We start from the raw sequence: 13,039 nt of genomic DNA on the forward strand, positions 1-13,039 counted from the left end.
GCTATGTCTTCGCCGGTGCGTTTTCATTTCCTAACGGGGCAATCCCCACTCCTTCGAGCCGTCTGTCTTGCGCCGCCGCGACTCGGGTAAGCAGTTCCTCGCGGTCCACGTTCGGTCCGCTGTCTCGAACCATCCGGCCGATTATCGTTTCCAAAAGGGGGACCAACTCCGAGAGTGTCCCGACAATCACCTCAGGAGTAACATCCTCGTGTTCGAGGAGTTCGAGAACCTTTATCTCACCAAAGCTTACGTGTCGTCCTTCGTCACGGCGGAGATATTTGAACCCCTCAACTAGCCCTGGAAGTGCAGCGATGTCATCGACCTGTCCACTGTATCTCATCTCGACCCACTCGTAGGCGGTTACTGCCAGGATGCCCTCGACTGTGAGATGATAGTGACAGAATGCCGGGCACGAGTCTCCGGATCATCACGCTCCAGCAGCCGGGCCATCGCGTCGGCCGTCCGGTCGAACAGCTCCTGGTAGTCGTCGTGCCTCCAGCGATCATCAGCGGGACTCGTGAGTTTCAGATCGCGGACTTCTTCCTCAGGGCGTACGACGGCTTTCCAGTACCGTTCAAACAACTCTGCGTGGCGGGCCTCGTCGTACAGTTGGGTGGCGATGTAACGCTGGTCATAGGGAGCGTCAAGGACGACGGATAGAGGTGCGAGGTCCTTGGTCACAGCCTGTTCCCCAGCCCCGAACTGCGCAAGCAGTCCCCGTAGGCGGGTAAACTCGGACCGAGACAGCTCGCTGACAGCTTCGCGATCTGCTGAGAGGTCGATTGCTGCCGGGTCCCAGTGACGCTTAATTGCCGCCTTGGCTAGTCGCTCCGCGTGATCACCGGGATCAATCCCCTTCGTTGACATACGGAATGGATCTTGGTCCATGGATCGAAGATCAGCAACCGCCGTAAAGTAGTCTTCGCCTGTCGGTTGACGAGATCGCTCGTCAGGCGAATAACTCCATTCTGGTGCGAACAAATCTGAGGTTCATCTCGATACTGAAGAAGGTGTAGTTCCATTACTTACGGAAGAAGACTCTCAATTTCGTCCAATATTACATAACGATAGAGTGTATCTACATACGAATCATAACGCGTCTAATTACAACTTGTATCACAAGATATCTCTCACGTGTTAGCAGACGAAGGTCACGGATATGGGGTTTCAAGACTGTTATACCAGAAAAGACGGGATTCTGAAGTGTGTTCGATTATTAGACGAGACGTTCGTAACACATTACCACCGGAATGCGTGCTCCGAAATCCGGCTATATGACTGCAACGGAACTGAACACAAACCATCCCAGTGGCGGCGAATAGTGCAATCATCCCCGACACGCTCCAGGTCAACAAACGTGGAAACGAATTTCTGTTCGCCGTCGAATCGTTCGACAGATAATTTATAACTCATACGATATGGCACTGTCTAGATACAGAAAACCGAAAGGTGTGGGTCCGATAGCGCTGCAAGACCAGCCGTGAAACTGTAATCTCAGTACTTCACAAAGCTGGTTAGTTGAAAAGTCTGCTTGCATGAAGTGTGCCTAGTACCCAGCAAGCAGACAATTCAATCCACGAGGACCAACTCCTTAACTTCCTCGTCAACACGATTGACGAGGAAGTCGATTTGACTTCGCTCCAAACGCCGAAGCGACGTCTGAAGACATTTACGAGGTCCTCAGTCTCGACACTCTGCGAGAAGAGCGAAGATTCACTTCACCAAAACACAGTTCTGTACCACCTCCGCAAGAAGTTCGATCTAGAATCAGTTGAACAAACCGGCAACACGCTGCTTCAGAAGGACATTCTCGACATTCTGCCTGAGCAGGTGGAGGTCGTGGCTGACCTCCACCTGCGGCCCTACTATGGTGACGAAGACGAGACGAACGGCCTCTATCACTCGGAAGCAAAACGTGGAACTACTGCCTTCCACGCCTATGCCACACTCTACGCGCGTGTGAAAAACAAGCGGTTCACGCTGGCAGTGCGCCGTCTCGAAGACGGCAACACTGCCAGCAGCGTCCTTGCAGCGTTTCTTGGTGTTCTCGACGGCCTTGACTTCAGCGTCAAGGCTGTCTATCTTGACCGCGAATTCTACGACAGCAAGTGTCTCAGGTTGCTTCAGGCACACAATCACGCCTACATAATGCCGATCGTCCGGTGGGGAAAGACGATCAAGCAGGAACTCTCGACTGGATGGAGCCGAATAATCCAGCACGATCTGACGGGGAAACTCGACGGTCACAGCTGGACCGTCGAGTTTCCCGTCTACATCGACTGTACCTACCAGAACGGACGATACGACGAACATGGAGTGGCGCGTCACGGCTACGCCGCTGACGCGCCGTTCATTGAGACGCCACGAGACGCTCGATACCACTACGCGAAACGCTTCGGTATCGAGACCAGCTACCGCCTCTCTGAACAGAGTATTGCGACAACGTCGACACAAGATCCGATGGTTCGGCTGTTGTACGTCGTGGTGAGTCTGCTGGCGGTATCTGCACTGGGAATATGTGGCGACGCCCCGCCGTGGCGGGCGTCGCCTCTGGTTATGGTCGTTCAAGGAATTCATTAACATGATTCGACGGGCAGCGTGGACGGCCCTCGCGGTGCGTCGGGCCGTCTCCGCAAATCGGCCACCGGACGATCGGTTCCACCGCTAACCACTGACCGAGTACGCCCTATCTCAAGTGGCAACGTTGTCACGTCGGCGGCTGATCGCCGCCGACAGCGACAGCTCCTCACCGATCGTCAAGGAGAATCAAACTGATCACTGAGATCGACAACGGAACTCAGGCTTCAGACCGGCTCAGCGGAGGATACCTTGTGAGGTACTGAGACTGGCCAGATTGCTACGCCATCATCAATCGTCGGCAGTGTAGGCTCCGCTTCGGTGCTCAATCCGATGGACTTCAAGGACTGACTCATCGGAATCAAGGGTGCAAGCGAGACGATATTGACCGACACGGAGTTTGGAAAACGGTCCGCCGGTCAACGGTTCAAGGACATCTTCTGGATCTCGCCACTCTGAGTTCACAACCTCATCGAGCTTTGAGATGATACGATCTTGGATGTGTGGATCGAGCCCATCGAACTGGTCCACAGCGCGTGGTGTGAACTTCCAGGTCCAGTCCTCGTCACTCGTCATCCTCGTCTCGGTCCATCATCTCGACCACGTCCTCTCGTGAGACTAACTCTGCGCTGCCGGACCGTAAGTCATGTTCGCTCGCTGCAATCTGTTTCCATCCCTCTCGGGAGAATTCAGGATGCTTCACTGCGTCACGGGCCGCATACCGAAGGAATTCGCTTCGGGAATTGAACCCTTGCTCTTCCCAGGTTATATCAATGTCCTCAAGGAAGGCTTTGCTCAATCGAAGATTGATCTGAACCATCTCTGGCCCGTTGTCGTTAACCCCGGTATCAGCATCAGACATATACATATGCTTTACGCACGCATATAGATAAACCTTTCAGGTGATCACATCGCTGTAGAGCTCGGTTCACACTCTCAATGATTGCTATCGATCCAACAGTGAAGATGAAATAGATGAACCACAGCATCCGATTCACCAAAAATGACGAGCTGTCGTGGCACGAGCCTATTAATACACTTGGAGAACCAAAAACGAAATACGCGATGTATCGAAATGAGATCCTCCCTTGCCCGACTGGATTCTCGAGGTCTACCGGCAACTCAAATCCCGTATCTGTCGCGGCGACAATGGGCTGACGAAGGAGAAGGCGACAGCACTCATCGTCACAGAGGAGATTAGGGAAGCCGACGCGGAGTACGCGCTCCAACGGCTGATCGATCGTGGATATCTCTATCTGGTCGACGACGAGCTGTACGTTACTGATTCAGGTTCAGATGACGCTGAGGAATAGAAGATCCACGGCCTGGTCCGCGCGCTTACGTGGATTTCGAAGGCGTTCGACTCCGGTTTTCCTCAGATGACAGGGCAGGGAGTCTCAAGTCTTGCTGATCCCACATGAGAAATGACGACACCACACGGTGGTGTTGATATGCCCCTGAGAGGGGTGAGGCGCTTTCGAACAGGCGAGAGCGTCAACACGAGTGATTCCAATGGCAGTGACCACAGAGCGAGCAGCCTCGTTCACCGACACCGAGACGCGGAGCGACGAGATGAACAGTACGATCGAAACGTGGGTTGACGACCTTGTTGACCTCGTCGACTACGCTGCGGCCAGTGAGGAGTTCAAAGCCTGGCTCGACGTACAGAGCCGATTCCACGACTACTCGTACCGAAATACGCTCCTGATCAAACAGCAGTGTCCCCACGCAACCCGGGTTGCAGGGTACAACACGCGGGCAAACGAGCTCGAGCGTCTCCCGAAGGCGGAATCAAACGCGGATAAGGGAAACAACCAGGATGAAGGATAACCAGTACCAGACAATGACTGATTAGTCGAGTGCTAGACTCAGTGTCGATCCAGAAACCTGTCCGGACTGCTCTGTTGAATAGAGGTACGGCGTCGGGGGAGGTGTGCTACAGCCACGAACGAGAGGCCGAAGGACACTATCTCAGAAATCACTCTTCATTCTTGTCCCCAAGCCAGATAGGTACGCTATCCACAGCTGCTAAATGAACCGGCCTCCGCTACACCTTCCACTGTTTGGTTGAGTGTAAAACATGCCTAACAGGGCACAACATTTCACTTTCACAGTGCGAAAACATACAATTCTCTGTGGAAAGAAGTCAAATGCAGCATCGTTGAATACTCTCGTAATATGGATGACCTCACCGGCTTCCAACGAGACCTCCTGTACGTGATCGCAGGCGCCGACCGTCCATCCGGCCAAGATGTCAAGGAGGAGATAGAGGAGTCCTATGAGAGCGAAATCAATCACGGCCGGCTGTACCCAAACCTCGACACGCTTGTCAACAAGGAGTTGGTCGAGAAGGGCGAACTCGATCGACGGACGAACTATTACGCGATCAGCGACGCAGGAGAGCAAGCGATCCAGGATAGACGAGAGTGGGAAGATCAGTACGTCGAGTTGTAGTGCATCCCATATTCATTTGTTCGATACCGTTGAAAATTCCGACCGTTTTGCCAACGAGAAGGCTTATACTGGCAAAGTTGAGTCTACCACTGTATGCCAAGTGAGAGAACGATGACAAATATCGTTACAGTAATCGGTCGTGGAGTGCCATCCAACTACGAAATTAGCGTCGATGGTGATATCGAACCAATTGAGGCTGACTCGCTTGAGAAACCCACAGTGGTCTCGGAACATGCTGTCGAGGGGACGATCGAAACCGGAGTCCAGCGGTTCCGGTTTTCTGGAGAACTGGCGAACGTGCATGTTCTCGATTGGAACGGAACCGCTGCATCCGAATCACCGAGCACACCGGAAGTCCACATCGATTACAACGTCTCCGGCCGGAAGAACAACAGCTAGGGGAGAGCCGACGAGACGGTATTCGCACGAACATGGAGGAAGATTCGATGTTTAAATGAGTGCAATCAATGCCACTTGACGAGACGTTCGAGCACTAATTCCAGGACAAAGGGAATGATTGCAGCGGCGAGGGAGGAGACTACCGACGGAACGCCGCGCGCGAACTCCATTACTGCCCCCAAACGCCTTAGCTAACCGCTCGCGTATGTGATTGATCCGACACTCCCACCGTTCGCCTTCCAAGAGGTAGTTTTTCAATACGACATTTGCGTTTGAACTCCCCTGATCTTCAACGATCTCATCCAGATTCTCGAGTAACTGTGTTTGCGAGCCGAGATACGTCGTGTACCAGAACCGCCGGCCCATTTTTGAGGTCGGCGTCTCGCCGCGCACCCGAACGCCCGCACGGTTGGCGATGCACTGAACGCGTGCTTGTATCGTCTCACCGACGACGTGGTCTATTCCTCGCCGACCGACAGGCCGCCATCGCATTCGGCATGACTGTCGACTACGACTCGCTCCAGGACGAGGGTTACGGCCTCGTATAGCACCTGGTCGAGGCCGGCATCGACGTCAAGTACAGCAACTACGAGTCGATGATACACGGGTTCTTCAACGTGGAGGCCATCATCAACCGAACCTACGACGCCGTCGAAGAACTCGCCAAATAGATACGGAAGACCTGACCGGCCGAATCCCCGGCTGGGGTACCGCGACCATCCGGACACCGAACCGGTTGGGGTCTCGATACGCGGTTTCTACTTACTTGTCTGGTTCCCGCTCGGCGTTTCGGACGGCACCTCAGTCGATGTGCCGGTCTGCTCGCCACCGCCGTCGCCGTAGCCGTTCAACTGGAACTCCGCCTGTGCGACGTAGCCGGTGACGCCCGCAGGGTGGGGAACCTCGTCCATCGAGGCCTCCATGATGAGCCAGAAGGTGACGCGCTTGTCCTGTATCTGCTCGCCGTCGACGTACTGGGCGGGGTGGTAGAACTCGCTTTCGACCTCCCTGTCATCTGTCCGAGTCACCTGGTCCTGGGCCGGCCCGATTTCGTCGGAGTTGGGTCGGACGACGACGACCTCGAGGCCGCGGTTCAGCGGCACGTCGATCTGCTCGCTCCCGTCGGGGTTGGAGAACCGGACCTTCTGGCCGGATTCGCCGACGAGGTAGAACTCGCTCTCGGGGGTGAGCCACTCCTCCCCGTCGAAGACTTGCGTCTGGACGCCGCCCTCGGTCGTTCCGGGCGTCGGCTCTAGGGCCGTGAAGTGGAGGTACTGCTGGACGACGGTCTCCTCGCCCTCCCAGTCCTCGGGGACGCCGTAGTTGCGAAGCGCTTCCACCACGTAGCCTGGCCCGTGCCGGCGCCAGATGGGAACGACGCGGCCGTCCTCGAAGAACTCGTAGGAAATGTTGTAGTTGTACGGCCCGAACTGCGCGCCGGAGTGGAAGTCGACGCTCCCGCGGCCCTGTGCCCCGGTGTGGTAATGGGTCCGGAACTGGAAGCCCGAGGGATGCCCGCGGCGTGCGGGGTAGTCTATCTTCCCGAGTTGGCCGGGACCGCCGAAGGGGATGCTGTGGACGTCCCAGAAGATGTGGTGGCCATTGATGACCGGTTCGTTGTCCGGGAAGTACCACTCTCGGGTGTTGCGACCCTCGCGCGGCGGGAGGCCATACGCCGTCGGGGTCGCCATCGCGTTCATCGTGCTGAACACGGGCTTGCCATTGTACTCGCCCCAGAAGGTCACGCCCTGGGTCTCGGGCGGTTCCCACCTGATGTTCCAGTTGTCCTGCTGGAACTGCTGTTCGGGTACCGTCTCGAACCGATGGTACCCGTTGTTGGCGGTCTTCATCGGCCGTTTCTCAACGGGGACGTTCGGGGCTTGTCCGAGGACCGATTCGTCGTTCGTGGCGGTCTCCCGCGCCATCTGCTGGACCGGATACCGGATGAAGTCGTCGATGATGTACGCCTTCAGGAACTCGGGGTTGCCCTCCTCCCGGACGTCAAGGAATCCGGAGACGACGCTGACACTGTCCTCGTCTACCACGTAGAGGACGATAGTCGACATCTCGTAGTGCGCGAGGCCGCGGCCGCTCGTGATGCTCTCGGCCACCTTGAACATCGGCCAGAACTCATTCCCCTGCACGTACTGCTGGATCTCCTCCTGCTCGAGCATGAGCCGGCCGCGCTGGACTTCCTCCTCCGTGTACTCCTCGGTCCACTGGGCGTCGGTGGGATCGCTGATCTGCAGCGCGACGATCTCGTTCCGGCGTCGGTCGATTAAGCCGTAGATCGTCTGCCGGTCGACCGCTGTGACGTTGAACGTCCCCGATTCGAGGCTGCCGTCGACGGTGTAGTCTGTCGGCCCTTGGATGCTGACTGCGTCAAGGTGGTTCGTCAGTGCCTCATAGCTGATGAAGTGTGCGATCCAGTTGCTCGCGACGCGGTTGACCTCTGGATCGCGCAACAGCGTCTGTATCGCCTCTTTCCGGCGGTGGACGTTGATTATCTCATAGTTCTCCTCGTGGAAGTCTCGTGGGCCGACCCGTTCGGCTGTGTCGATACGCTGCTGTGCGTCCGGTAGTTGCGGTTGCTCATCGGTGGTGATGACCTTGTCGTCGCCCTGACCGTTCTCCTGTGCCGTCACTGTCGGCAACACGCTCGCCGCGCCGGTGGCCGCCACTCCCTTGAGTACGCTTCGTCTGAACCATTCCGGCCATTGTGGATTGCTATCATCCGACATGCCCAGAAAAATACACACTAGCGTACAACAAATAGCTATCTATTGCGATGGATAATTAATAAATCATTAATTAATGGAATGGTTTTCAATCTATATGGCCGAGTAATCCAATAGATTGTTACTTCTCAAACCGACTCAACCAGACAGTGTCCTTTTATCGAATACTGAATAGCACCTTCTGAGCGGGGATGAAGCAACGCCGATTCTGCAGTCACTCGCGTCAGCAGTTCACAGGCATCTTCAGCTGTGGCACCTCACCAAACCACTGCTATTCAACAGAGCACTTATAACTGAAACCGAATCTCCCCCTGTAGTGTGTCCGGCGGAGGATTGCTCCAGGGAGCTAAATCCTACGTTGTTCTATGAGAAAGTATCTGCTGCTCGAGCGGTGGGCCCATCTGCACCGCCCGGTTGTTTCTGGCAGATCCTATCGCTGTGAGCGCAGCTGCTAGTCGTAGCCACGGACCAACTCGGTGGTGATCGAGTAATCCTTGGGGGTCCGGCGGCCAGAACAGCACACCACCGAGTGGATCGTCAGGATCACCGTATCGCTCTGGCGGGAGGATTGTCTCGAGAAATGCGTCGGCGGCGTCGAGGAGCGTCTGATTCTCCTCGAGGACAGTTGGAACAACGGGATCGCGGCGTTCGGAAGTAGTCTGGAACGATAGAGCTAGGCGGTATCCAGTCTCGTCAACCCGGATGAGATCGAACGCCTCGAGCCGGTTGCGATAGTTCCGGATGGTCCGTGCTGAGACGCCCGCTCGGTCGGCGAGGTCACGCTGTGACAGGCGGTTTTCGGCTGTGAGAAGCGTCTGAACGATTCGGCCAACTGTCGGTGGCAGATCGGCGAGCAACTGCTTAGGGTCGAGCGTTCCCAACGCATAGCGGAGTTCGTCTGGCCGGAGCTCTCGGCTCTCGTCTTCGGTGGCGAGTTGGTACAGTGCTCGAGCAGCAGCGTACGGCGAGCTGACTAACGCCTGTAGTAACGAGATACTGTCTCGAGTCGGTCGGAGGTTCTTGGCCTGCAGGATCCGCGTCGCAGCCATCGCGTAACCCGTTCGATCGACCGTCGAGAGAAGAGACATGGACAGCGAATTCGGGAGCGTCATCAGCGACCGCTGCTGGCCTCTCGAGTGCTTCCTCAAGGTATGGGTGAAGACGATGGACATCCTCACCGCGAACGACGACAGAGCCAATGAGCGTCCCCAGCGGGTTATCTGCATCAACAGTCGGTGTGAGTGCGGTGCGACGCTTTTCCTCGCGAGACTCGAACAGCTGTCGGTACGCGGCAAACACACCGTATTTCCCCTGAATCGCGACCGAAATACTGATCGAGGTTGCGAGCTCGTCTAGCGCATCGGTTTCGAGTCCCGACGGGACGCAAAGCTCTCGAACGATATCGATTTCGAGGGCATCGAATAGATGGATGATCGAGCCAGCAAGCCCGTGAGCGGAGCGAATAATCTCGCTGCGGAAGCGGTTGCGATCCTCGTACTCACCGGCTGCGAGTTTTGCGGTAAGATCCTCGAGGCTGGTGCCCCACTCGATGAACGCCTCACGAAGCATCTCGGAATCCTCGAGTGCTTCATCGGAAAGTGCACCGATACAACGAGCGTCCCGCAAGATTGCCGGCGGATCTTCTAATGACTCGAGACGGTTGTCGGTGAGCACTCGGTTGAGCAACCGCGGCGAGGCTAACGCTGTTGCGAGACTCACCACATACTGGAGGGGCCCACTTGCCCGAACGGCAACGACGGTTTCCTTGCAATCAGCGTTGAAGCTGACGTATCGAGTATGGTCAGGACCGTCCGTACGGTCCTCGAACGGGGCCTCAACAAGGGTGATCCCGCCGTCCTCTCCACAGCCAGCGGCGGCGGCATGCCCTGGACGGTCGAGGTAGGCTGTCCGGTAGGGGTCACTGTCCCCGCCGCCGTCATCCCCCTCCCCTCTAACCGGTCATCTCTCCTGGACGCTGCAAAGGCCATGTAACATGACCGGCGGACTTTCAGTGAAGGCTCTCCAAAGTTTTTAACTCTATACTATCAGAGACTGCCGGTTAGTTTCTGCCGCTCCGGGCGGGAACGCCGTAGTCGATGTGGACTTCGGCGTGTTCGGCGACTCCGGCGCGGCAACACTATTCCAATCAACAACATTGACGTTCGCCATTTCGCCGGAGAACCGGAACCGCATCACGCCGGTTTCGACGGCACCTTCGGCGGAGTGATCTGTGACAACGGTTGCTTCCTCGAGCGCGACGACCTCACGCTCGAGCAGCGCCGGGAGATTGCCGAGACGCTTTCGACTCGAGCAGGGCTTTCGAAGTCACTACTGAGACAGCCGTTGAGACCGACTAATAAGAGATCGAATTTTAGCTCCAGGGCTCAAAGCGGGTCACACTGCGGTTTTCTCAGGGTCGAGGGTTGCTACACGATTCTCGATATCCACGTCGCCTGTACTATCGACAGTCACCGTGTAGCCTTTGTAGACGAATTCTACTTTGGATGGATTCCTATCGGAGTTGCTTGCTTCATAGAGTGAGTCAAGTGCGTCCGTGTTGATCGCGTAGTGGATCGGTGGGTTGAGCTCTTCGGGTTGGACTCCTTCACGTTCGGCGACTTTGTCTACAATCTTCAGACTGAGTGATTGATTGGGTTGCACAATCTCCGATGTCAGGAACTAACACATAAAACCAGACGTTCCTCTAATGACGTGCGTCAGACATCGGCCTCTGAACAGTTTCCTGACATATTCTGAGGAGGAGAGAAATGAGTGATTAGGGTCGAAGAGAATCACTTATTCAGAAGATAGTGTCAATCGAGATTTTCGCTTGCTCGGTTCCACGGCGATCACCGCTACCGTACCACCGGAGCAGTGGTAACTCGCTCGAATAGACCATTTTGTCAGGTAGGATTGTGCAGTCCGGTCGTCCATGTGACCGGTAGACGACGAAACAGTACCAGCCGTCGTGCCGCCGGAGTTTCTCGTGGCACTCGCGGTAGACCTTCTAGTTACCGGGCTGTCGTTGGAATGCTCGTGCATTGTTGATTTGATCTCGACGGCGAATACCTCAAGCACCGCCATATCGAAAACAAGCAGGCGGTGACGGTTCGCGACAACTGGCCCGACTAACGTGCGACCATTGTGATACAGTAGCACTCCTTGAAGATGTATCGCTCTTAGAGAGTGGAGGACGCTCAGAATCCACAGGGTCCAGCACGGCCGGATAATTGGCTAGCCAAGCAATTGCCTCCGCCCGATATCCTTTCGAATATGGATATGATATGAATACGTATGGGCGAGATAAAGAAACGACGTGTTGGCGACCGCGGGCAGATCACTCTTCCAAAGGAACTGCGCGAAGAATTTGACATTAGCGGCGGTGGCGAGATAGAAATCCGCAAAGAGTCGGGGAAAATCGTTATCGAGAAACCGATCACTCAAGACGATCTAGCGGCCGGGTATCGTGCGCGAGCCGATCAGCTTCGAGACCTCCATGAGGAGATGGATAGCGTTTCGCAAGAGGCCGACGAGTATCTCGGTGACGTCCCGAAGTGGGAATAGATGGAGGTGCGCCGGGAAGACATTGTGATCGTTGAGCTTGACTTGACGAAAGGATCGGAGCAGCGGGGGACGCGACCATGTCTCGTCGTCCAGAATAACGTCGGGAACGAAAACGCACCCACAACGATCATCGTCCCGTTCACGACGTCGGTTGATGACGATTTGTATCCGTTGAAGTGCTCATAACGGCCGATGAAAGCCACCTTCGCGAGGACTCCGTCGCGATGTGCAGTCAGATCCGAACTGTGTCGATCGAACACCGGATCAAAAACGTCGTCGGATCTATCCCCGATGAGCGGATGAATGAGGTTGATAGCGCACTCGAGTATAGCCTTGGGTTGCGCGGCTCGTGGTAGTTTCCCGGACAAGTAAACTACTCCGCCCTACTCGTCGTCTTTGGCGGCTCCTGAGAGTGGGACTTCCTGACTAACGCAACCGAGCAGGCCCTTCATTCTCGTCTTTTGCGTGGGTGGCTGTTCTGGTGCGTCGTTTCCAGCCCACTCCACCGCTTCCCACCCACCTCCAGGTCCCAGGCTGCTCACTGCGCTTACCTTGCTCCCATCGGTCGCTGCGTTCGCTCGTTGTGCTGCCAGGCTTTCCTTGTTGGTTCTCGTTCACGCTTTGGACGTCCGTTCTCTGAATAGCCGGTGGCGTTGTTCGCTCCCCGAAAGGGGTAGAGGAATCAAAGACGATGCAAACTGCCAGCCGGATCACGAACCCACTCGCCGTTGAGTTCACTACCGAGTCCGATTCGACCGTTGAGCATTCCCGCTTAGACGTATTCGACGCGCCTGAGCACACTAACACGAGCTGTAACTACTGCGGAAAGTTCGGGCTCGTTCCGACCCAGAGCTGTGAAACTGTCTGTGATCTTGGCGTTCAACTGATCTGCTCCGACTGCGAGAGCGCGTAACTCGACACGATCGACCAGTCTAACGGTAGTTACACCTGCCCTATGTCAATATCATCATCAGCACATCCGCTTGAGCGACTTGAACCGACCCAGCGGACGCTCCGACGCGCCCAGTACGAAGCCTTCGAGTTCGAACTTGTCGCGCAGGGCGTCCTTGTTCGCAACGCCAGCCATGCAAAGCCCGAGGACCACGAGTATCTGGTCACGATCAAGGACGGCTTGCCGCACAGCTGTCCGTGTCCAGCAGACGAACACTACCAAGGTGCATGCAAACATCGGGTTGCAGTCGCGATCCGAACGTCCGTTCTCGAGGCTGCACGCAACGCACAGCGGATTCGCGAACTCGAGGCCTGTGGGTTGCAGGCCACAGCGAATCCACCAGCGCCGTGAGTTA

Annotated in this window: 14 protein-coding genes and 6 pseudogenes; 10 read left to right on the plus strand and 10 right to left on the minus strand. The window is 56.0% G+C overall.

Translation table 11 applies throughout. From position 1 onward, the window contains the following. Position 1: 1 nt before the first annotated feature. Together K6I40_RS06190 and K6I40_RS06195 are read right to left on the minus strand one after the other, a co-directional pair. Positions 2-340 carry a hypothetical protein gene (locus K6I40_RS06190; protein ID WP_222913727.1) on the minus strand — a complete coding sequence of 113 codons (339 nt, stop codon included), beginning with the start codon at positions 338-340 and terminating at the stop codon, positions 2-4. A gap of 20 nt (positions 341-360) precedes the next feature. Next, positions 361-888: a hypothetical protein gene (locus K6I40_RS06195; protein WP_222913729.1), complete on the minus strand. Its 528-nt coding sequence runs from the start codon at positions 886-888 to the stop codon at positions 361-363. A 654-nt stretch (positions 889-1,542) separates the two neighbouring features. Between K6I40_RS06195 and K6I40_RS06200 the strand changes: the two are divergent. Next, positions 1,543-2,668, plus strand: a pseudogene (locus K6I40_RS06200) (ISH3 family transposase). A 200-nt stretch (positions 2,669-2,868) separates the two neighbouring features. On the opposite strand, the gene K6I40_RS06205 reads toward K6I40_RS06200, so the two are convergent. Together K6I40_RS06205 and K6I40_RS06210 are read right to left on the minus strand one after the other, a co-directional pair. Further along, on the minus strand, positions 2,869-3,153 hold the full coding sequence (locus K6I40_RS06205; RefSeq protein ID WP_222913731.1) for a type II toxin-antitoxin system RelE/ParE family toxin: 285 nt from the start codon (positions 3,151-3,153) through the stop codon (positions 2,869-2,871). Next, complete coding sequence (locus tag K6I40_RS06210) at positions 3,143-3,439, minus strand: ribbon-helix-helix domain-containing protein (protein ID WP_222913733.1); 297 nt, start codon at positions 3,437-3,439, stop codon at positions 3,143-3,145. The genes K6I40_RS06205 and K6I40_RS06210 overlap by 11 nt, the downstream gene beginning before the upstream one ends. Positions 3,440-3,665: 226 nt before the next feature. Between K6I40_RS06210 and K6I40_RS06215 the strand changes: the two genes are divergently transcribed. The 4 genes and pseudogenes from K6I40_RS06215 to K6I40_RS06230 all read left to right on the plus strand — a co-directional run bounded on the left by K6I40_RS06215 (position 3,666) and on the right by K6I40_RS06230 (position 5,430). After that, the gene (locus K6I40_RS06215) at positions 3,666-3,890 is read left to right on the plus strand and encodes a hypothetical protein (RefSeq protein WP_222913735.1); all 225 of its coding nucleotides are present in this window, start codon (positions 3,666-3,668) and stop codon (positions 3,888-3,890) included. Positions 3,891-4,089: 199 nt separating this feature from the next. Beyond that, a pseudogene (locus K6I40_RS06220) lies at positions 4,090-4,353 on the plus strand (DUF955 domain-containing protein); the annotation flags it as partial. A gap of 402 nt (positions 4,354-4,755) precedes the next feature. Then, positions 4,756-5,031 carry a PadR family transcriptional regulator gene (locus tag K6I40_RS06225; protein WP_222913737.1) on the plus strand — a complete coding sequence of 92 codons (276 nt, stop codon included), beginning with the start codon at positions 4,756-4,758 and terminating at the stop codon, positions 5,029-5,031. 93 nt (positions 5,032-5,124) lie between these two features. After that, positions 5,125-5,430 carry a hypothetical protein gene (locus tag K6I40_RS06230; RefSeq protein WP_222913739.1) on the plus strand — a complete coding sequence of 102 codons (306 nt, stop codon included), beginning with the start codon at positions 5,125-5,127 and terminating at the stop codon, positions 5,428-5,430. A 189-nt stretch (positions 5,431-5,619) separates the two neighbouring features. On the opposite strand, the pseudogene K6I40_RS28140 reads toward K6I40_RS06230, so the two are convergent. The 3 genes and pseudogenes from K6I40_RS28140 to K6I40_RS06240 all read right to left on the minus strand — a co-directional run. Then, positions 5,620-5,886 (minus strand): annotated as a pseudogene (locus K6I40_RS28140) (site-specific integrase); the annotation flags it as partial. A 302-nt stretch (positions 5,887-6,188) separates the two neighbouring features. After that, positions 6,189-8,171, minus strand: coding sequence for a hypothetical protein (locus K6I40_RS06235; protein ID WP_222913741.1), 1,983 nt, complete (start codon positions 8,169-8,171; stop codon positions 6,189-6,191). Between the two features lie 350 nt (positions 8,172-8,521). After that, entirely contained in the window at positions 8,522-9,256 is a 735-nt protein-coding gene (locus K6I40_RS06240) for an HTH domain-containing protein (RefSeq protein WP_255681473.1), read from the minus strand. A 337-nt stretch (positions 9,257-9,593) separates the two neighbouring features. Here K6I40_RS06240 and K6I40_RS06245 point away from each other — a divergent pair, with 337 nt between their 5' ends. Beyond that, positions 9,594-9,815: a hypothetical protein gene (locus K6I40_RS06245; protein ID WP_222915004.1), complete on the plus strand. Its 222-nt coding sequence runs from the start codon at positions 9,594-9,596 to the stop codon at positions 9,813-9,815. Positions 9,816-9,965: 150 nt separating this feature from the next. Beyond that, positions 9,966-10,160, plus strand: a complete 195-nt coding sequence (locus tag K6I40_RS06250; protein ID WP_222913743.1) for a hypothetical protein — start codon at positions 9,966-9,968, stop codon at positions 10,158-10,160. 67 nt (positions 10,161-10,227) lie between these two features. Here the strand turns inward: K6I40_RS06250 and K6I40_RS28145 are convergent. From K6I40_RS28145 to K6I40_RS28150, 3 genes and pseudogenes are all read right to left on the minus strand, one after another. Continuing rightward, positions 10,228-10,421 (minus strand): annotated as a pseudogene (locus tag K6I40_RS28145) (hypothetical protein); the annotation flags it as partial. Positions 10,422-10,562: 141 nt separating this feature from the next. Then, positions 10,563-10,829, minus strand: a complete 267-nt coding sequence (locus tag K6I40_RS06255; RefSeq protein WP_222913745.1) for a HalOD1 output domain-containing protein — start codon at positions 10,827-10,829, stop codon at positions 10,563-10,565. A 139-nt stretch (positions 10,830-10,968) separates the two neighbouring features. Beyond that, a pseudogene (locus K6I40_RS28150) lies at positions 10,969-11,228 on the minus strand (hypothetical protein); the annotation flags it as partial. A gap of 234 nt (positions 11,229-11,462) precedes the next feature. On the opposite strand from K6I40_RS28150, the gene K6I40_RS06260 reads away from it, so the two are divergent. From K6I40_RS06260 to K6I40_RS06270, 3 genes and pseudogenes are all read left to right on the plus strand, one after another. After that, a complete protein-coding gene (locus K6I40_RS06260; RefSeq protein ID WP_222913747.1) occupies positions 11,463-11,732 on the plus strand; it encodes an AbrB/MazE/SpoVT family DNA-binding domain-containing protein in 270 nt (89 codons plus the stop codon). Beyond that, positions 11,733-12,088 (plus strand): annotated as a pseudogene (locus tag K6I40_RS06265) (type II toxin-antitoxin system PemK/MazF family toxin). It abuts the gene before it with no gap. A 599-nt stretch (positions 12,089-12,687) separates the two neighbouring features. Then, positions 12,688-13,035: an SWIM zinc finger family protein gene (locus tag K6I40_RS06270; RefSeq protein WP_222913749.1), complete on the plus strand. Its 348-nt coding sequence runs from the start codon at positions 12,688-12,690 to the stop codon at positions 13,033-13,035. Positions 13,036-13,039: the final 4 nt, after the last annotated feature.

It is taken from the genome of Natrinema sp. SYSU A 869 (assembly GCF_019879105.1).
Taxonomy (GTDB): domain Archaea; phylum Halobacteriota; class Halobacteria; order Halobacteriales; family Natrialbaceae; genus Natrinema.